Genomic DNA, 18,331 nt, shown 5'->3' on the forward strand with positions numbered 1-18,331 from the left:
TGCATGGCAGAGATTCCGGATGCGCCCACCAAGCTCGACCAGCTCGTCGCGGTGACCGCGCTGCTGCGGGCGCCGGGCGGCTGCCCGTGGGACGCCGAGCAGACCCACGAGAGCCTCGTGCAGTACCTCACCGAGGAGACCCACGAACTCATCGACGCGATCGAGGCCGGATCTCGCGAGGAGATGATCGAGGAGCTCGGCGACGTGCTGTACCAGGTGGTGTTCCACGCCGACATCGCGGCGCACACGCCGGGGGAGGAGTTCGACCTCCAGGACGTGGCGGCGCACATGACCGCGAAGATGGTGGGGCGGCATCCGCACGTCTTCGGCGATCTCGACCTCGCCACCGCCGGCGACGTGGAGAACGCCTGGGACTCGTTCAAGGCGCGCGAGAAGCCGGCCCGCACGAGCGTGCTCGACGGCATCCCGCTCGGCATGCCCTCGCTCGCGCTCGCCGACAAGCTGCTCGGCAAGGCCCAGAAGGTCGGCCTGCTCGAGAAGGATGCGCCGGCCGCGATCCCGGTGGAGAACGAGGAGGAGCTCGGCGGCCTGCTGCTCGCGATCGTCGCCTCGGCGAAGGCGCAGGGCCTCGACGCGGAGCGCGCCCTCCGTTCCACGCTCCGCACGCTCCGCGCCGAGATCGTGGAGGCGGAGGCCCTCGCGGCCTCCGACGCGGGCGTCATCGGCCTGCCGACCGCCCCGCCCGGCTCGACCGAGTGACGCTGGCGGGTATCGCGAACCCGTAGGCTATGCGACGAGTGATGATCGTGAGGCCGGGGGAGCAATGCGAAGCAAGACGAGCTGGGTCATCGGCGAGGCCGCCGTCCTCCTGATCGGGATGCTCGTGGTGCCTGCCGCGTCAGCGCACGCGAGCGCCACCGCCACGGCCACCACTGCCCCCGCGACCGCACTCGCCACCGCTCCCACCCCGGTCAGCGCTCCCTCGACCGACCCCTACAGTCGCACGGTTCTGGGGGACTACGGCTACACCCCCGGCGCGCCTGAACCGCTCGTTCCCACGTCGACCACCACCCTGCGTTTCGAGCTCCCTCCCCAAGCCGTCGCGCTCGGCATCACGACGTACTCCTACAACGTGAGCGGTGGACCCGGAAACCCGCGCTCCCACGGCCTGATTACGGTCCCGGCGGGCGCGACCTCCATCGACGCGCCGCTGAAGAGCGGATCGCTGGACGGCCCGAATCTGGATCCCCTCATCGACGCCTCGGGGAACCCCTACTACACCTTCCACATCTCGGCGACGGTCAACTACTGGGCCCGAGTCGGAGCGCCGTCCCAGAGCAAGATCCAGTCGACGGGGCCACTCTCCGACACGATCGACCTGAAAGGCAGCTTCAGCCCGGTGCCTCCGGATGCCGGCACGGCTCCCACGACGACGGTCCTCTCGCTGGATCCGGCGAAAGCCGACACTTTCACCTCGAGCAACACGTACTGGATCGACTCCCCGGTGCCGGCCTGGCTGTCGCCCGGATCGCAGTTCACGGTCATGGTGCCTGCGTCCGGTAGCGACGGGGGCACCACCGCGCGCGTCGAGTCGGGCAACATCTGGTCGGACCCGCCGACGCCCGTGCCTGCCGAGGCCGGTGCGCCGACCAGGAACGGGCTGGTTCCGGTGTCCGTGTCGATACCCACGGACTTCGACGTCAGCGCTGCGCTGGGCGGCAGCGGTTCCGTTGTGCTCGGCGTGGCGGTGCGGAACGGCATCGACGAGTCGGTGGTCAGGCTGCCTGCCATGCTCGGGAGTGCGCCCACCTTGGCGACGCCCGTCTCGGTGTCGCGGATCGCGGGTCAGGACCGCTTCATGGGGGCCTACGAGATCTCCAAAGCGCTGGTGCCGCATCCGATCGACACGATCTACTTGGCCTCCGGTCAGAACTTCGCCGATGCGCTCAGCGTCGCACCGCTCGCGGCGATGCAGGGGAGGCCGGTGGCCCTCGGCACGGCCGACCCATCGCAACTGAACCATGCGATCGACTACGTCGACGTCACCGGCACCGGGGCCGGGGCGTCGAAGCTCGTGGAGATCGGCGGAGACGCGTCGCTGCCGTACATCTGGTACTGGGCCCTGACCCAAGGCCAGGGTGCCCACTTCTTCACCGAGAAGATCGAGGGCGCCGACCGCTTCGAGGTGTCGCGCAACATCGCCTCGTACGGCTGGGGAGCCACCGGCGCGCCGACCGTCTTCATCGCGACCGGTCGGTCCTTCGCGGATGCGCTCTCGTCGGTGCCGGCGGCCGCGTCGCAGAAGGCCCCGGTCGTGCTCGTCGACGGCAGCTCCGGAACGATCGGCGACGCCACGCGGGCACTGCTCGCCCAACTGGGCACGCGCCGGGCCGTGATCGTCGGGGGGCCCGAAAGCGTGTCACCCGCGATCGAGGGGGAGTTGCGCGCCCTGCTGCCGGGAGCATCCGTCACCCGCTTCGGCGGCGCCGACCGCTACGCCGTCTCGCAGGCCATCAATGCCGCGTACTTCCCCCGCGCGAGCACGGCTTACCTGGCCTCAGGTCAGGCCTTCGCCGATGCCCTCCCCGGGGGCGTGCTCGCGGGCGCCCAAGGCGCTCCGCTCTACCTCGCCCAGGCCGACTGTGTGCCCGGAGGCGTTCTCGACAGCATGGCGGCGTCGCACGTCACGCAGGTGACGCTGCTCGGCGGCTCGGCCACGCTCACCTCCGCCGTTCAGGAGCTTCGGCGCTGCGGCTGACCGGCCACCCGCCTGCGCCTCGCCCGCTCAGGCGACGCGGCTGCCCGAAGCCAGGCGCCCCGACGGCGTGCGGGTGAACCGCCACGCCCCGAACAACGCGGCGGCCCCGAGCACGGCCTGGATCGCGAGCCCCACGAACCAGCTCGGCACCCCCGAGCGCATGGCCTCCTGCGGCGTCGGCCGGTCATCGGTGTAGCCGTTGCCGCTCGCGTGGCAGTAGTCGTCGAAGCGCTCGGTCTCGGGCGGGATCTGGGCCTGCCGCACACCGTAGGCGATCGTGCCGAAGAGGTCGTTGGGCTGACCGGTCGACGTGAAGTCGCCGTAGGAGGCGTCCGCCACCACGACGTAGGGGTTCGCGGCGAGCAGGCCCCAGTAGAGATCGAAGCGGGGCGCGGAGTAGGTGCTCGTCGAGAGCGTGGCACACCCGGCCAGCGGGCTGCCGTCGACCGAGTAGTTGGACTCGAGGGTGGTCTGCGTCACGGTCGTCTGGGTGACCGCGCCGCCGATGGCGAAGGCGATCAGGGTGCCGATGCTGAGCGCGGCGACCACGAGGTAGCTCACCACCACGGAGAACAGCGGCTTGCGGATGAGGCCGGAGAGCCCGACGCCGAGCGCCGCGAACACGCCGAGCTCGGCGGTGAGGATGGCGAGCGAGGAGGCCACCGTGGCGGCCGACACCGCGCCGATGCCGACGGCGATCGCCAGGAACGGCAGCGTCACCACGAGCAGGGCGAGCGAGGCCAGCCACGCGGCGAGCCACTTGCCGACGACGATCTGCCCCGTGGTGATGGCGGTGACCTGGATGGTCGCGAGGGTTCCGCCCTCGCGCTCGCCGTTGATGGCGTTGCCGCTGAGCGCCGGCGAGATGAGGCTCGACAGCAGCAGCACGAAGTAGACCACCGAGGAGAACAGCGCGCCGCCGCTCGTGCCCCAGCCGCCCGTGATCACCCAGACGCCGACGGTGACCACCGCGATGAGTCCGAAGAACACGCCGAGGATGACGTACCACGCCACCCCGCGCACGCGCTGCTTGAGTTCGAGGGCGACGATGAGTCCGACCCCGCGCAGGAACGCGCTCATGCCGCATCTCCGTTCGTCAGGTCGAGCAGCGTGCGCTCGAGCTCGCCGGTGGCCGGCGCGAACCAGGTGACCCGCGTTCCGGCCGCCACCAGCGCGCTCAGCACGGCCGCCGCATCCGCTTCGTCGGTCATGGTGACCGAGAAGCCCTGGCTGTCGGTGCTGATGCGCGCCCGGTCGACGCCGATGCCCTCCAGGGCCGGCCCGAGCTGCGCGCCTTCGAGCGCCTTGATGCGCCAGGAGCGCGCGGTGGCTCGGGCCCGTGCCACCGCCTCGGTCGAGGCCGTGACGCCGTGGTCGAGGTAGACGGCGTCGGTGGCGACCTCGTCGAGCTCGGCGAGCACGTGGCTCGAGAGCAGGATGGTGCGCCCCTGGGCGGCGAGCCCGAGCAGCAGCTCGCGCAGTTCGATTCGCGCCACGGGGTCGAGCCCGGATGCCGGTTCGTCCAGCAGCAGCACCGCCGGGTCGTTCGTGAGCGCGCGGGCGAGGCTCAGCTTCTGCTTCTGGCCGCGCGAGAGCACCCGCGTGGGCCGGTCGGCGAGCTCGACCAGGTCGACGAGCTCGATCAGCTGCTCGGCGCGGACAGCGGATGCGGCGCGGTCGTGGCCGTACATCCGGTGGGTCATCTGCAGGGCCGAGCGCACGGTGAGGTTGTTCCAGGAGCCGAGGGCGTCGGGCATCCAGCCGATCAGGGGGCGTACGCGATGCGGCTCGGTCACCGGGTCGATGCCGGCGATCCGGATGCTGCCCGCGTCGGGCCGCAGCAGGGTCGCGAGCATCAGCAGCAGCGTGGTCTTGCCCGAGCCGTTCGGGCCGATGAGCGCCGTGATCGAGCCGGGTCGCGCCTCGAAGCTCACCGAGCGCACGGCGTGCACCGAGCCGAAGGAGCGCCGCACGTCATCGACGACGATGCCGGTCGACGCCGGGCCACCGGATGCGCCCGGCACCGCGCTCGGAAACGGCTGGGAATACTGCGTCACGGGGCCTCCAGGGTGTCTCGCGGCGAATCTCGAGTCTAGGGCCGCTCGACAGCTGATGACCAGCCCGCCGCGCACCCGCGATCGCGCATCCGGCGTGATATAACGGCTGCGAGGCAACATCTGTCGATATCTTCGGCAACGGGTTCGCCGGTCTTCGGGGGTGGACGAACGTGTCATGGAAATTCGGTGCGGATGCAGCACGCGGGCGGGCGGGGCGCACCATCGCGCTCGCCGTCATCGCCTCGACGATGGCGGGCGCTCTGATCGGCACCACCGCGGCAGTGGCCGCACCGGTGCGGGCGGCCGCACCGGCCTCGATTCCGGCACTCGCGCCGGGCTCCCTGCCGATCGGGGTTCCCTGGCAGCAGCGTCTCGAAGCGAGATGGAATGCGGACCCGTCCGTGCCGTTGCCGTCGACGACCCGCCACATCACCGTCACCGTGCCTCGCGCACTCTTCGACTTCGACTCGCCGATCACGGCGCAGCTGAATGGTGCCCATAACTCAGCACTGACGGTCTCCTCGGTCGATCGGGTCGCCCGCACTGTGGACGTCGAGGTTCCCGACGGGTATTTCGGTTCACCCGTCGGCGGCCCGAGGCCCAATGGTTCCCCGGACTACTTCCTGGTCCTCCGCAGTTCCCGGCCGACGCCGGCCGGCGTCGTCTTGCCGCCGACGGAGCACGCGAGCTCGTACCTCTCGAGCGGGATCATCGGTATCGGTTTCTCCGTCGGTGGTCCGGGTGCCACGGACGTCTCCCGCGTCGTGGATTTCGCCGGCGCCGCAAATTACTCCTCGTCGGTGCGCTACTGGGTGGATTCCGGGCCGGACCTGCATGTCTTCGCCGGCGACACGGTGTCGCTCGCGGGCGGGCTGCCCCTCGAGGCTGGGGCGACGACCGCACTGTCGAGCGAGTGGGATGTCACCACGACGGTCCCCGCGGCCACCGTGGTCGACGCATCCGGTTTGAGCACCGCCGTGACGATTCCGTCGGAGCAGGCGCTGAGTCCGCTCCTGAACCACCGGATGTGGTTGACGACGAGTGGCTCCCTCGAGGGGACCTCGGTGCAGATCGGCACGCGGTTCGTGGTCGATCATCGTCCGAGCGCGGGCCCAGGAGTGACGACGCGCATCGCCGCCGCCGACCGCTATTGGGGCGCCATCGCCTTCAGTCGCGTGCTCTTTCCGGTGGCCGAGCATCCGGGGAAGGATGTGACGCTCGCGCTCGCCGCCGGAGACAAGTTCGCCGACGCACTCAGTGCGGCCGCGGCCACGGCTCAGGCGGGTGGGGATCTGCTGCTGCTACCGCACACCTCCTTCGTCGACCCGGCGGTCGTCGGCGTGGCGAGCGAGGCGCAACGGGTGCAGGTCGCCGAGGTCAGGCCGGTCGGCGGCCAGCAGTCCATCGACCCGGCCATGAGCTACGGCATCGCCGACCAGGGCGGCACGAACAGCATCTTCACTCTCGACGGGCCGGACCGCTACGCGGTCTCGCAACGTGTGGCGTGGGCGTACTTCCCGGAGGGCTCAGCCGCCACCGTCTTCGTCGCCACCGGCGAGAACTTCCCCGACGCGCTCGCCGCGGTGCCTGCCGCCGCCAGCCAGGGAGCGCCCGTTCTCCTGGTGCCGGGATCCCAGCAAGTCGTTGATCAGGCCACGATCGCGGCTATCAGACGGCTGGGCGCTAAGAAGATCGTGATCGTCGGCGGTCCGGTGTCTGTTTCGCCGGGCATCGAGGCGCAGCTCTCCTCCGTGGCGCCCTCGCTCGAGCGGATCGGTGGCGCCGACCGCTTCGCCGTGGCCACGGCCGTGAATACGCGCTTCTTCCCGACCGCCACGGAAGCCTTCGTAGCGACCGGCTCGAACTTCCCCGATGCGCTCACCGGCGGCGTGCTCGCGGCCTCCCGGCACGCGCCGCTGCTGCTGGTGCGGCCGGACTGCGTGCCGACCGCGGCCCATGCGGCCCTCGAGCACTGGGGAGTGGCGCGCACCACCCTGCTCGGCGGCCCGGCGAGCCTCGGCGCCGGCGTGATGGACCTCCGCGCCTGCAGCTGAGCGCCCTCGGTAGAATCGAGCAATGGCAACCCCCGTCTCCCCGCCGCGCGGCATGCGCGACTTCCTGCCCGCCGACAAGGCCAAGAGGGAGCGGGCGCTCGGCGTCATCCGCGCCACCTACGCCGCTCACGGGTTCGACGAGATCGAGACGCCGGTGGTCGAGGACTTCGCCCGCCTGCACGCCGGGCTCGGCGGCGACAACGAGAAGCTCGCCTTCAACGTGATGAAGCGCGGCCTCGACGCCGAGGCCCTGCAGCGCGCCGCCGCCGCCGACGACCCCGACGCGCTCGCCGACCTGGGCCTCCGCTTCGATCTGACGGTGCCGCTCGCGCGCTTCTATGCGACCCACCGCGCGAACCTGCCGCAGGTGTTCCGCAGCGTGCAGGTGGCCCCGGTCTGGCGCGCCGAGCGCCCGCAGAAGGGCCGCTACCGCCAGTTCGTGCAGTGCGACATCGACATCATCGGCGAGGCCGGCATCCTCGCCGAGATCGAGCTGCTCACCGCCACCCTCGCCACGCTCGACGCCCTGGGGCTCGAGGGCTGCAGCATCCGCATCAACGACCGCCGCCTGCTCATCGGCATGCTCGACGCCTTCGGCTTCGACGCGGCCGAGCACGCCGGCGTGCTCATCACCGTCGACAAGCTCGACAAGATCGGCACCGGGGGAGTGGTCGACGAGCTCCGCTCGAAGGGCGCCACCGCGTCGGCGGTCGACGCTCTCGCGGAGTACTTCGAGGCCAGCCCGCCCGCCGCGGCAGCGGGTGCGGCGGCCCCCGACGCCCTCGCGGTCGAGTCGACCCCGCTCACGGCGGAGTCGGTGGCCGCAGCGCTCCCCGCCGGTGTCGCTCCGGATGCCGTGGCCGGCCTCGCTGCGATCGGTGCCGCCCTGCGCGACGCCGACATCGAGGGCGCCCTCGTCTTCGACCCCTTCCTCGTGCGCGGCATGGGCTACTACACCGGCACCATCTTCGAGATCGAGCACCCCGACTTCACCTTCTCTCTCGGCGGCGGTGGCCGCTACGACGGCATGATCGGCCGCTTCCTCGGCGAAGACGTGCCCGCGTGCGGTTTCTCCATCGGCTTCGAGCGCATCATCGACCTCATCGCCGATCCGGCCGACGGGCAGACGGATGCCGTGGTGCTGGTGCACGACAAAGCCGCCGACCCGACGCGCCTGCTCGCGCTCAAACAGCAGCTGGTGGCAGAGGGCAAGCGGGTGCGCCTCGAGCGCCGCACCAAGAACCTCACGCCGCTGCTCGACCGGGCCGCGGCATCCGGGTTCACCGCCTTCGCGCTCGTGGGGCGCGAGACGGCAGCGGCGGAAGAGCTCGAATTCAAGCCCTTGGGCACGAATCCGCCGGCCTGACGCACGGATTTCGCGGAAAGTGACAATTGAATAGTTGAGCTATGTAAAATAGATTCCCGTGAATACCCTAGAAGCCACCACCACTGCCCCGTCTCCCGAACTCTCCGAGCTCCTCTCCGACCTCGTGTCGGTCACCCACCGCCTCACCCGCATCGCCGCTCAGGCGACCGGCGAGTCCACCTCTCCCGCCACCTGGCGCACCCTCAGCGTGCTCAGCTCCTTCGGCCCGATGCGCCTCGGCGAGCTCGCCAAGCAGAGCCGGGTGTCGCAGCCCACGATGACCAAGATCGTCGCCAACCTCAACGAGGTCGAGTGGATCCGCCGCATCGCCGACGTCGACGACGCCCGCGCCTGGCAGATCGCCCTCGCCCCCAAGGGCATCCGTGCCCTCCAGGACTGGCGCGACCGCCTCGGCTCGGTGCTCGCCCCGATGTTCAGCGACCTCGACGGCGCCGAGCTCGACGTGATCAGCCGCGCGGTCGACCTCCTGCACGAGGCCACCGACCTGCGCGACGACCGGATCGTGCGGGCGGCCTAGGATGACGGCCACCGCAAAGCCCACCACCGCCGGCGTCGCCGCGGCGCCGAAGAAGCAGAACTCGATCCTGCACCAGCCCAAGGCCGTCTGGGCCGTCGCTTTCGCCTGCGTGATCGCCTTCATGGGCATCGGCCTCGTCGATCCCATCCTCCCCGCCATCGCCGAGAGCCTGCACGCCACCCAGACCCAGACGAGCCTGCTCTTCACGAGCTACCTGCTCATCACCGGCTTCGCGATGCTCTTCACGAGCTGGATCTCCACCCGCATCGGCGCCCGCAAGACGCTGCTGATCGGCCTCGCGCTGATCGTCGTCTTCGCCCTGCTGGCGGGGCTCTCCGGCAGCGTCGAGGCCGTCATCGGCTTCCGCGCCGGCTGGGGTCTCGGCAACGCGCTCTTCATCTCCACCGCGCTCGCCACCATCGTGGGCGCGGCGAGCGGAGGAGCGAGCTCGGCCATCATCCTGTACGAGGCGGCCCTCGGTCTCGGCATCGCGATCGGCCCGCTGCTCGGCGGCCTGCTCGGTTCCATCAGCTGGCGCGGCCCGTTCTTCGGCACCTCGGTGCTCATGGCCGTCGGCTTCATCGCCATCTTCGCCTTGATGAAGAAGGATTCGCAGCGCCCGACGCCGACTCCGCTCTCGGCCCCCTTCAAAGCGCTGACGAGGCCCGCCCTCGCGGTTCTGGCCGTGGCGGCCCTGTTCTACAACATCGCCTTCTTCATCCTCCTCGCCTACACGCCGTTCCCGCTCGGCCTCTCGGCCATCGGCCTCGGGCTCACCTTCTTCGGCTGGGGGCTCGCGGTGGCGATCACCTCGGTCTGGGTGGCCCCGGCGCTCACCCGGCGCATCCCGCGCACGCGCGTGCTGTGGGCGGTGCTGCTGCTGCTCGCCGCCGACCTCGTGCTGGCCGGCGTGTTCATCGGGACGACGGCCGGCCTCATCGCCTGCGTGGTCGCGGGCGGCGCGCTGCTCGGCGTGATGAACACCGTGCTCACCGAGTCGGTCATGGCGGCGACCGACCTGCCGCGCCCGGTGGCGTCGTCGGCCTACTCGGCCGTGCGGTTCATCGGAGGCGCCGTGGCTCCGCCGCTGGCGTCGCTCATTGCGGTGTGGTTCACCGCCGCGACGCCGTTCTACTTCGCCGCCGGATCGGCCGTCGTCGCCTCCCTCATCGTCATCCTCGGCCACCGCGCCATCGCGCACGTCGACCACGAAGAGGAAGACGAGCTCGAAAAGGCCGAGGCGATCACCGCGGGGGAGTAGAGCCCGGGGGCTCGCTTCCTGCACGACGAGAAAGTTTGCGCATCCTGCAGTAATTAGTTGATCTGCGTCAACAAGAGGTCTATTGTTGATGCAGATCAACTTTCTTACTCCCAGGAGAACCGTGTCCCTCACAACCTCTGATGCCACCGCCGCAGCGGTGGCCGCACCCGGCAAGTCGCGGCGAGACGTGCTCGTGCCGCTGTCGGGCCTCCTGCTCGGCATGTTCGTGGCGATGCTCGCGAGCACCGTCGTGTCGAGCTCCCTGCCGAAGATCATCGGCGACCTCGGCGGCACCCAGGCCGGCTACACCTGGGTCGTCACCGCGACCCTGCTGGCCACCACGGTGTCCACGCCCATCTGGGGCAAGCTCGCCGACCTCACGAACCGCAAGCTGCTCATCCAGCTCTCCCTCGTGATCTTCGTGGTGGGCTCGGCCCTCGCGGGCCTCGCCGCCAACACCGAGATGCTCATCTTCTTCCGCGTGCTCCAGGGCCTCGGCGCGGGCGGCCTCACGGCCCTCGTGCAGGTCGTGATGGCCGACATCATCCCGCCGCGCGAACGCGGTCGCTACATGGGCCTGCTCGGCGCGGTGATGGCCGTCGCCACGGTCGGCGGCCCGCTGCTCGGCGGCGTCATCACAGACTCCGCCGGATGGCGCTGGAACTTCTACATCGCCGTGCCCTTCGCGGTGATCGCGATCATCGTGCTGCAGCGCACCCTGCACATCCCGACGCACAAGCGGAAGGTGCAGATCGACTACCTCGGCGCCGCGCTCATCGCCGCCGGCGTCTCGCTGCTGCTGATCTGGGTGACCCTCGCGGGCAACCAGTTCGAGTGGGGCTCGGCCATCTCCATCGTGATGGTGGTGGGTGCCGTCGTGCTGCTCGGCCTCGCGGTGCTCACCGAGCTCAAGGTGAAGGAGCCCATCATCCCGATGACGCTCTTCAAGAACCGCACCTTCTGGCTCGCCGTCATCGCCTCGATCTCCGTGGGTGTGGCGATGTTCGGCACGAGCGTGTTCCTCAGCCAGTACATGCAGCTGGCCCGGGGCAAGACCCCCACCGAGTCGGGTCTGTACACGATCCCGATGATCGCGGGCGTGCTGGTCTCCTCGATCGTGATCGGCCAGGTCATCAGCCGCACCGGCAAGTGGAAGCGCTACATGGTGATCGGTTCGGTGCTGCTCACCATCGGGCTCGCCCTGATGAGCACCATCCGCTACGACACGAGCTTCGGCCTGGTGTTCCTCTTCATGTTCGTGATGGGCGCCGGCGTCGGCATGGTGATGCAGAACCTCGTTCTCATCGTGCAGAACGCGGTCGACCCGCGGCAGATCGGCACGGCCAGCGCCTCGGTGGCGTTCTTCCGGAGCCTCGGCGGCACCATCGGCGTGAGCGTGATGGGCGCCGTCCTCGGCAGCCGCATCACGACGCTGATCACCGACGGACTGGTGAAGCTGGGCGTCGATCCGAGCTCCGTGGGATCGCTGGACGGCGGCGGCATCCCGAACCTCAGCACGCTGCCCGACCCGATGCGCATCCTGGTGGAGTCGGCCTACGGCGAGGCCGTGGGCGACGTCTTCCTCCTCGGCGTGCCGCTCGCCGTCATCTCGATCATCGCCATCGCCCTTCTGCCGAACCGCACGCTCGGCACAAAGACCTCGGTGGAGCAGATCGCCGAGAGCGAGGCCGCCACGCTCGTGGCCGTCGCCGGCGCCGAAGTGGCCGGCGACACCGTGAGCGAGGAGCTCGAAGACCAGGAGGCCCTCCTGGCCCGGGGCGATCGGCAGACCCAGGCCGAGAAGTTACGCTGAGTGCTGTGAAATCCGAGCCGAGCCGAGCCGACTCCGCCCTCGCGATCGAGGGGGAGATGGCTCGGCTCGTGCGCTCGGTGCGCGTGATGATCCACGGCAACGCGCTGCGCTTCTCGCCCGAGGTGCAGCCCTCCGGCTATGCCGTGCTCCGGTACGTGATCGTGCACGGACCCACGCCGCCGGGCGCCGTGATCAACGGCCTCGGCATGGACAAGAGCGCGGTGAGCCGGCAGCTCCGCATCCTCAAGGACCTCGGGTTCGTCACGAGCGTCCCCGACCCCGACGACCGGCGCGCGAGCCTCTACGCCCCGACCGACGAGACCCTCGAGCGGATGGAGCGGCTGCGCCTCGAGACCAAGGCCGACTACTCCGGCATGCTCGACGACTGGTCCGACGACGACCTCGAGACCTTCGTGCGCCTGCTGGGTCTCTTCAACGACAGGATCGAGCGACGATGACGACGCTGAACACCCACGAGCCCGTCCCGGGCACCACCGCGTTGCCGCTGCGGGAACGCAAGAAGGTCGAGACCCGGGCGGCCATCCATGAAGCCGCCCTGCGCCTCGTGGCCGAGAACGGCGTCGAGCACGCCTCGGTCGACGCCATCTGCTCCGAGGCCGGCGTCTCCACGCGCACCTTCTTCAACTACTTCCCTTCGAAGGTCTCCGCCGTCGTCGGCCTGCCCTCCTTCGAGATCACGGATGCGCAGCGCGAGGCCTTCCTGGCGCGCCCGGGCGAGCGCTGGCTGGTGCGCGACCTCTGCACCCTCGTCGGCGGCATCATGGATGCCACGGCCCGCGACGGCGTCGACCGCGAGGCCATCCGTCACCTGCTGAGCAAGCGGCGGGAGATCGCCCCCGACGTCATCAAGTTCGCGGCCGCCCTGCGGGAGGACATCGTGGAGCTCGCCGAGCAGCGCACCACGCCCGAGCGCGCTCAGCTCTCGGTGACCCTCGTGATGGCGGCCGTCGACAGCGCCCTGCACCGGCCGCTCGACGCCGCCTACGACCAAGAGTTCACCGAGTGGCTGTTCGACGCCGTCATGACCATGCAGGCCATCGCGCGCGAATCGTTAGACTAGCCAGCGGTGGGCGCAGGTAGGCGTCCCCGCCTTGCCTGATACAGAGGAGAAACCACCCGTGGCACTCATCGAAGCCGTTGGCGCTCGTGAAATCCTAGACTCCCGAGGGAACCCGACCGTCGAGGTCGAGGTTCTGCTCGACGACGGCGTCGTCTCGCGGGCCGCCGTTCCCTCCGGCGCCTCCACCGGCGCGTTCGAGGCCTACGAGCTCCGCGACGGCGACAAGAAGCGCTACCTGGGCAAGGGAGTCGAGAAGGCGGTCGACGCCGTCATCGACGAGATCGGCCCCGCGATCGAGGGCTTCGACGCCACCGACCAGCGTCTCGTCGACGCCGCGATGATCGCCCTCGACGGCACCGAGAACAAGAAGCGCCTCGGCGCCAACGCCATCCTCGGCGTCTCGCTCGCCGTGGCCCGCGCCGCCGCCGACTCCTCCGACCTGCCGCTGTTCCGCTACGTCGGCGGCCCGAACGCCCACACCCTTCCGGTGCCGCTGATGAACATCGTCAACGGCGGCGCGCACGCCGACACCGGCGTCGACATCCAGGAGTTCATGGCCGTGCCGCTCGGCGCGGAGACCTTCTCCGAGGCACTCCGCTGGGGCGTCGAGACCTACCACTCGCTGAAGGCGCTGCTGAAGTCGAAGGGCCTCTCCACCGGCCTCGGCGACGAGGGCGGCTTCGCCCCCGAGCTCCCGAGCAACCGTGAAGCGCTCGACCTCATCCTCGAGGCCATCACGCAGGCCGGCTTCACCCCGGGCAAGGACATCGGCCTCGCCCTCGACGTGGCCGCGAGCGAGTTCTACACCGACGGCGCCTACACCTTCGAGGGCCAGAAGCGCTCGGCCGAGGAGATGTCGGCCTACTACGCCGAGCTCGTGGCCAGCTACCCGCTGGTCTCGATCGAAGACCCGCTGAACGAAGACGACTGGGACGGCTGGGCGCACCTCACCTCCGAGATCGGTTCGAAGGTCCAGCTCGTGGGCGACGACCTGTTCGTCACCAACCCCACGCGCCTGGCCACCGGCATCGCCAAGGGCACCGGCAACTCGATCCTGGTGAAGGTCAACCAGATCGGCACGCTCACCGAGACCCTCGACGCCGTGGCCCTCGCCCAGCGCTCCGGCATGACCGCCATCCTCTCCCACCGCTCCGGTGAGACCGAGGACACCACGATCGCCGACCTCGCCGTGGCGACGGATGCGGGTCAGATCAAGACCGGTGCGCCTGCCCGCAGCGAGCGCGTGGCTAAGTACAATCAGTTGCTGAGGATCGAAGAGGAGCTCGCCGAGGCGGCGGTCTACGCCGGCCGAGGCGCGTTCCCCCGTTTCACGGCCTAGCGGCTCCCCGCCGCCCGGCCTGCCCTGACACCAGGGCGACAGACCAGAGGTAGGCAGCATGCGGCAGCGCACACCGGCATCGCGCCCCACACGGGTGCCGGTTGCGCTGCCGCCGTCGTCTGCGGGCCAGGCGGCGCCGGCGAACTGGCTGCGGAGCATCCGGTTCTCGGGCTTCACGGTCCTCATGTTCGTGGTGATCGTGATGTTCGTGGTGATCGTGGCGCCGGGGCTCCGGGTGTACATCGAGCAACGGCAGCAGCTCGCGCAGCTGCACGCGGCGGTAGACTCGCAGACCGCCGCGAACAACGATCTCACCACCCAGATCGCTCGGTGGAACGACCCGGCCTACATCAAGGCCGAGGCGCGCGACCGGCTCTACTACGTGATGCCGGGGGAGACGAGCTTCCTCATCATCGACGATGTTCCCGCTTCCGACTCGGGCACGCCCGCGCCGGTGAGCGGCACCATCACCACCACGAACGTCGACTGGCTCTCCTCGCTCTTCGCCTCGGGGGTGACGGCCGGCCTCTCCACCCAGACCCCCGACCAGCTGCAGACGAACGGAGTGGTGCTGCCATGACGACGCCCCCGTTCGAACCGGCCACCGAGCGCGACCTCGCCGTCGCCTCCGCCCAGCTCGGCCGCCCCGTGCGCAACGTGCTCGGCATCGCCGCGCGCTGCGTGTGCGGCAACCCCACCGTGGTGGCCACCGCGCCGCGCCTCGCCGACGGCACGCCGTTCCCCACCCTCTACTACCTCTCGCACCCCGCTGCCACGGCGGCGATGAGCGACCTCGAGGCCGAGCACGTGATGGTTGAGCTGCAGGATGCGCTCGCCGACGAAGAGTTCCAGGCCGCCTATACCGCAGCCCACGTGGCTTACCTAGCCGACCGCGCGCACTACGGCGAGGTGCCCGAGATCGCCGGCATCTCGGCGGGCGGGATGCCCGCGCGCGTCAAGTGCCTGCACGCGCTCGCCGCGCACTCGCTGGCCGCCGGCCCCGGGGTGAACCCCATCGGCGATCTCGCGCTCGAGCGCGGCGACTGGTCGCCGCTCGTCTGCGAGTGCGTCGACTACGCGATCGACGTGTGATGTCCGGGCGCCGGTCCGCGCATCCGTCGGCTCCCCGGCGCCGCCGCGCATCCCGGGTCGCCGTCGTCGTCGTGCTCGTGACGGCGGTCGCGACCATCGGCGCCCTCTGGCCGTTCGACACCGTCGGGCCGCTCGGGGCGGTGCCCGCTGCCCGGGCCGACTCGATCCGCGACATGGAGTACTGGCTGGGCGACTACGGCTACACCTCGGCCTGGGCCGAGACGCGGGGGGCCGGGGCGACGGTCGCGGTGATCGACACCGGGGTCGACGGCAGCGTGGCCGAGCTGAAGGGCGCCGTGGTCGACGGAACGGATGTCTCGGGCATCGGCTCCTCCGACGGCCAGACCCCGGTCGGTGACGTTCCCGACCACGGCACCATGGTGGCCTCTCTCATCGCGGGACGCGGCTCGGGCGTCGGCAGCGGCGTGCTGGGAGTGGCTCCCGAGGCCTCACTGCTGTCGATCTCCGTGGCCCTCAGCACCGGCTCGGTCGACTCCGACCAGCAGATCGCGCGAGCCGTGCGCTGGGCCGTCGATCACGGCGCCGACGTCATCAACATGTCGCTCACGCGCAACAGCCTCGACTGGCCGGCGAGCTGGGACGACGCCTTCTCCTACGCCTTCGCCCACGACGTCGTGGTTGTGGCGGCCGCGGGCAACCGGGGGAGCGGCACCACCGAGGTCGGCGCGCCGGCGACCATCCCGGGGGTCGTGGCGGTCGGCGGGGTGAATCAGCAGGGCGAGGCGAGCGCCGATGATTCGTCACAGGGGATCTCGATCGCCGTGGCCGCACCGAGCGAGCAGCTCGTGGGCGTGGTGCCGGGCGGCGGTTACGTGCTCTGGAGCGGCACCTCGGGGGCCACGCCCCTCGTGAGCGGGCTGGCCGCGCTCGTGCGCTCCGCGCATCCGGAGCTCAGTGCGAACGACGTCATCCAGCGCATCATCGCCACGGCCACCCCCAAGGGTTCGCCGGTGCCCGGTCCGCTCTACGGCTACGGACTCGTGGATGCCGCGGCTGCGGTCTCGGCCGATGTCCCGCCGGTCTCCGCGAACCCGCTGGGCGACCTCAGCGCCTGGATCGCGACCTACCGGCCCGGCTCCAGCACGACCTCGATCGACACCCTCGTCGTCCCGCCGCCCGCTGCCTCGCCGACGCCCACTCCGGCCGCTTCGGCCGAACGACCCGAGGTGTACAATCTGATTCAATGGGCGGTGCCGCTGGGGCTCCTGCTCGGGTTCCTCATCCTCATGGCGACATCGGCCATCGGAGCGGTCTCGCATTTCAGAGGGCTGCTTCGCAAGTAGTAGCCTGTACCCAGGCCCCTGTACTGAGGAGATCGTTTCACTGTGCCCAAGATCCTGATTGTCGGCGGCGGCTACGCCGGTTTCTACACTGCATGGAAGCTGGAGAAGTGGCTTCGCTCCGGTGAGGCCGAGGTCACGGTGGTCGACCCGCTGCCGTACATGACCTACCAGCCGTTCCTGCCCGAGGTCGCGGCGGGGTCGATCGAGCCTCGTCACGCCGTCGTCGGCATCCGTCGCCACCTCAAGAAGACCCGCGTCATCGCGGGCAAGGTGACCTCGGTGAGCCACGACTCGAAGACCGCCACCATCACCCCCGTGGCCGGTGAGCCGTGGGAGGAGACGTACGACCAGATCGTCATCACCGCCGGCGCCGTGTCGCGCACCTTCCCGATCCCCGGCGTGGCCGACGAGGCCATCGGGCTCAAGACGATCGAGGAGGCGACCGCCATCCGCGACCGCATCCTCACCAACTTCGACAAGGCCGCGCAGCTCCCGGCCGGCCCGGAGCGCGACCGCCTGCTGACGGTCGTCGTGGTCGGCGGCGGGTTCGCGGGCATCGAGGTGTTCGCCGAGCTGCGCTCCTTCGTGACCGCGCTGCTCGACAGCTACCCCGAGATCGGCTTCGAGGACACCCACTTCCACCTCATCGAGGCGATGGGTCGCATCATGCCCGAGGTGAGCCTGCCCACCTCGCTCTGGGTCATCAAGAACCTCGCCGAGCGCGGCGCCCAGGTGCACCTCGACACCCAGCTCAAGTCCGCCGTCGGCGGCGTCATCGAGCTGTCGACCGGTGAGAGCTTCGAGAGCGACCTCATCATCTGGACGGCGGGCGTCATGGCCACGCCCGACATCAAGCACTACGGTTTGCCGATCGAGGAGCGCGGGCGCCTGCGCGTGCGCGCCGACCTGCGGGTCGAGGGCGACGACGGCATCGTCGAGGGCGCCTGGGGCGCCGGCGACGTGTCGGCCGTGCCCGACCTCACGGGTGGCGGCGTCGGCGGCTTCTGCGTGCCGAACGCCCAGCACGCCGTGCGCCAGGGCAAGCTGCTCGCGAAGAACATCGTCGCCACGCTGCGCGGCGAGGGCGTTCGCGACTACTTCCACAAGAACATGGGTGCGGTCGCCGGTCTCGGCCTCGGCATCGGCGTGTTCCAGTCCGGCAAGATCGCGCTCAAGGGACTCCCGGCCTGGTTCGCGCACCGCGGCTACCACGGTCTCGCGATGCCCTCGTGGGAGCGCAAGTTCCGCGTGATCTGGGGCTGGGTCAACAACTTCTTCCTCGGTCGCGACAACGTCTCGCTCGAGGCGCGCGTCGAGCCGCGCGCAGCGTTCGAGAAGTGGGCGGCGCGTCCGCGTCCGGCTGCTCCGGCGGCCGCTGCTCCGGCCGCACCGGCCGCACCCGCCCCGGCGCCGGCCGAGAAGGAGGCGCCCGTGCTCGTCGGCGCCCCGGCATCCGCTCCGGCCGCCGAGGCCGTCGCTGCCGCCGACGCCGAGGCCGCGCCGGCCAAGGCGCCGCGCACCACCAAAGCCCGCGCCCCGAAGGCTGCACCCACCGCGGAGTAGTCTCCGGGCGTCCACGCCCCCGTCATCGCGCGCCGCGCATCCGGTCGATTTCCCCTCCGGATGCGCGGCGCCGCTGTCTCCGGCCGTGCCGGCGTTACGATGGGGGACGCCCTGCACCGGGGTCTCCGGAGCTCCGGCCCGGTG

16 protein-coding genes are annotated in these 18,331 nt (G+C 70.4%); 14 read left to right on the forward strand and 2 right to left on the reverse strand.

Annotated elements, in window-relative coordinates; all coding sequences use genetic code 11:
• Positions 1–3 precede the first annotated feature (3 nt).
• Positions 4–720, forward strand: a complete 717-nt coding sequence (locus VD659_RS10355; protein WP_423261008.1) for a MazG family protein — start codon at positions 4–6, stop codon at positions 718–720.
• 64 nt (positions 721–784) lie between these two features.
• Entirely contained in the window at positions 785–2,719 is a 1,935-nt protein-coding gene (locus tag VD659_RS10360; RefSeq protein WP_423261009.1) for a cell wall-binding repeat-containing protein, read from the forward strand.
• Between the two features lie 27 nt (positions 2,720–2,746).
• Here VD659_RS10360 and VD659_RS10365 read toward each other — a convergent pair whose 3' ends face one another.
• Both VD659_RS10365 and VD659_RS10370 read right to left on the reverse strand, forming a co-directional pair.
• The gene (locus VD659_RS10365; RefSeq protein ID WP_423261010.1) at positions 2,747–3,799 is read right to left on the reverse strand and encodes an ABC transporter permease; all 1,053 of its coding nucleotides are present in this window, start codon (positions 3,797–3,799) and stop codon (positions 2,747–2,749) included.
• Positions 3,796–4,776: an ABC transporter ATP-binding protein gene (locus tag VD659_RS10370; RefSeq protein ID WP_423261012.1), complete on the reverse strand. Its 981-nt coding sequence runs from the start codon at positions 4,774–4,776 to the stop codon at positions 3,796–3,798. The genes VD659_RS10365 and VD659_RS10370 overlap by 4 nt, the downstream gene beginning before the upstream one ends.
• A gap of 170 nt (positions 4,777–4,946) precedes the next feature.
• Here VD659_RS10370 and VD659_RS10375 point away from each other — a divergent pair, with 170 nt between their 5' ends.
• The 12 genes from VD659_RS10375 to VD659_RS10430 all read left to right on the forward strand — a co-directional run bounded on the left by VD659_RS10375 (position 4,947) and on the right by VD659_RS10430 (position 18,187).
• On the forward strand, positions 4,947–6,830 hold the full coding sequence (locus VD659_RS10375) for a cell wall-binding repeat-containing protein (protein ID WP_423261013.1): 1,884 nt from the start codon (positions 4,947–4,949) through the stop codon (positions 6,828–6,830).
• 22 nt (positions 6,831–6,852) lie between these two features.
• Positions 6,853–8,196, forward strand: coding sequence for a histidine--tRNA ligase (hisS, locus tag VD659_RS10380; RefSeq protein WP_423261014.1), 1,344 nt, complete (start codon positions 6,853–6,855; stop codon positions 8,194–8,196).
• Positions 8,197–8,254: 58 nt separating this feature from the next.
• Entirely contained in the window at positions 8,255–8,734 is a 480-nt protein-coding gene (locus tag VD659_RS10385; protein WP_423261015.1) for a MarR family winged helix-turn-helix transcriptional regulator, read from the forward strand.
• 1 nt (position 8,735) lies between these two features.
• Complete coding sequence (locus VD659_RS10390; protein WP_423261016.1) at positions 8,736–9,995, forward strand: MFS transporter; 1,260 nt, start codon at positions 8,736–8,738, stop codon at positions 9,993–9,995.
• An 88-nt stretch (positions 9,996–10,083) separates the two neighbouring features.
• Positions 10,084–11,808 carry an MDR family MFS transporter gene (locus VD659_RS10395; RefSeq protein WP_423261097.1) on the forward strand — a complete coding sequence of 575 codons (1,725 nt, stop codon included), beginning with the start codon at positions 10,084–10,086 and terminating at the stop codon, positions 11,806–11,808.
• 5 nt (positions 11,809–11,813) lie between these two features.
• The gene (locus VD659_RS10400; RefSeq protein WP_423261017.1) at positions 11,814–12,266 is read left to right on the forward strand and encodes a MarR family winged helix-turn-helix transcriptional regulator; all 453 of its coding nucleotides are present in this window, start codon (positions 11,814–11,816) and stop codon (positions 12,264–12,266) included.
• Positions 12,263–12,889, forward strand: a complete 627-nt coding sequence (locus tag VD659_RS10405) for a TetR/AcrR family transcriptional regulator (protein ID WP_423261018.1) — start codon at positions 12,263–12,265, stop codon at positions 12,887–12,889. The genes VD659_RS10400 and VD659_RS10405 overlap by 4 nt, the downstream gene beginning before the upstream one ends.
• Before the next feature lie 58 nt (positions 12,890–12,947).
• Positions 12,948–14,228 carry a phosphopyruvate hydratase gene (eno, locus tag VD659_RS10410; protein ID WP_137837446.1) on the forward strand — a complete coding sequence of 427 codons (1,281 nt, stop codon included), beginning with the start codon at positions 12,948–12,950 and terminating at the stop codon, positions 14,226–14,228.
• A gap of 58 nt (positions 14,229–14,286) precedes the next feature.
• Positions 14,287–14,808, forward strand: coding sequence for an FtsB family cell division protein (locus VD659_RS10415; RefSeq protein WP_423261019.1), 522 nt, complete (start codon positions 14,287–14,289; stop codon positions 14,806–14,808).
• Complete coding sequence (locus tag VD659_RS10420; protein ID WP_423261020.1) at positions 14,805–15,320, forward strand: DUF501 domain-containing protein; 516 nt, start codon at positions 14,805–14,807, stop codon at positions 15,318–15,320. The genes VD659_RS10415 and VD659_RS10420 overlap by 4 nt, the downstream gene beginning before the upstream one ends.
• Positions 15,320–16,624, forward strand: a complete 1,305-nt coding sequence (locus VD659_RS10425) for a S8 family peptidase (RefSeq protein ID WP_423261021.1) — start codon at positions 15,320–15,322, stop codon at positions 16,622–16,624. Before VD659_RS10420 ends, VD659_RS10425 begins: the two co-directional genes overlap by 1 nt.
• Before the next feature lie 42 nt (positions 16,625–16,666).
• Complete coding sequence (locus tag VD659_RS10430) at positions 16,667–18,187, forward strand: NAD(P)/FAD-dependent oxidoreductase (protein ID WP_423261022.1); 1,521 nt, start codon at positions 16,667–16,669, stop codon at positions 18,185–18,187.
• Positions 18,188–18,331: the final 144 nt, after the last annotated feature.

Source organism: Herbiconiux sp. 11R-BC (genome assembly GCF_049472555.1).
Taxonomy (GTDB): domain Bacteria; phylum Actinomycetota; class Actinomycetes; order Actinomycetales; family Microbacteriaceae; genus Herbiconiux.

What these genes read in the sequence shown, in the direction of transcription:
- hisS (WP_423261014.1), top strand. Translation starts at nt 6,853, where the DNA reads ATGGCAACCCCCGTCTCCCCGCCGCGCGGCATGCGCGACTTCCTGCCC.
- VD659_RS10360 (WP_423261009.1), top strand. Translation starts at nt 785, where the DNA reads ATGCGAAGCAAGACGAGCTGGGTCATCGGCGAGGCCGCCGTCCTCCTG.
- VD659_RS10355 (WP_423261008.1), top strand. Translation starts at nt 4, where the DNA reads ATGGCAGAGATTCCGGATGCGCCCACCAAGCTCGACCAGCTCGTCGCG.
- VD659_RS10395 (WP_423261097.1), top strand. Translation starts at nt 10,084, where the DNA reads ATGCAGATCAACTTTCTTACTCCCAGGAGAACCGTGTCCCTCACAACC.
- VD659_RS10405 (WP_423261018.1), top strand. Translation starts at nt 12,263, where the DNA reads ATGACGACGCTGAACACCCACGAGCCCGTCCCGGGCACCACCGCGTTG.
- VD659_RS10390 (WP_423261016.1), top strand. Translation starts at nt 8,736, where the DNA reads ATGACGGCCACCGCAAAGCCCACCACCGCCGGCGTCGCCGCGGCGCCG.
- VD659_RS10420 (WP_423261020.1), top strand. Translation starts at nt 14,805, where the DNA reads ATGACGACGCCCCCGTTCGAACCGGCCACCGAGCGCGACCTCGCCGTC.
- VD659_RS10415 (WP_423261019.1), top strand. Translation starts at nt 14,287, where the DNA reads ATGCGGCAGCGCACACCGGCATCGCGCCCCACACGGGTGCCGGTTGCG.
- VD659_RS10365 (WP_423261010.1), bottom strand. Translation starts at nt 3,799, where the DNA reads ATGAGCGCGTTCCTGCGCGGGGTCGGACTCATCGTCGCCCTCGAACTC.
- VD659_RS10425 (WP_423261021.1), top strand. Translation starts at nt 15,320, where the DNA reads ATGTCCGGGCGCCGGTCCGCGCATCCGTCGGCTCCCCGGCGCCGCCGC.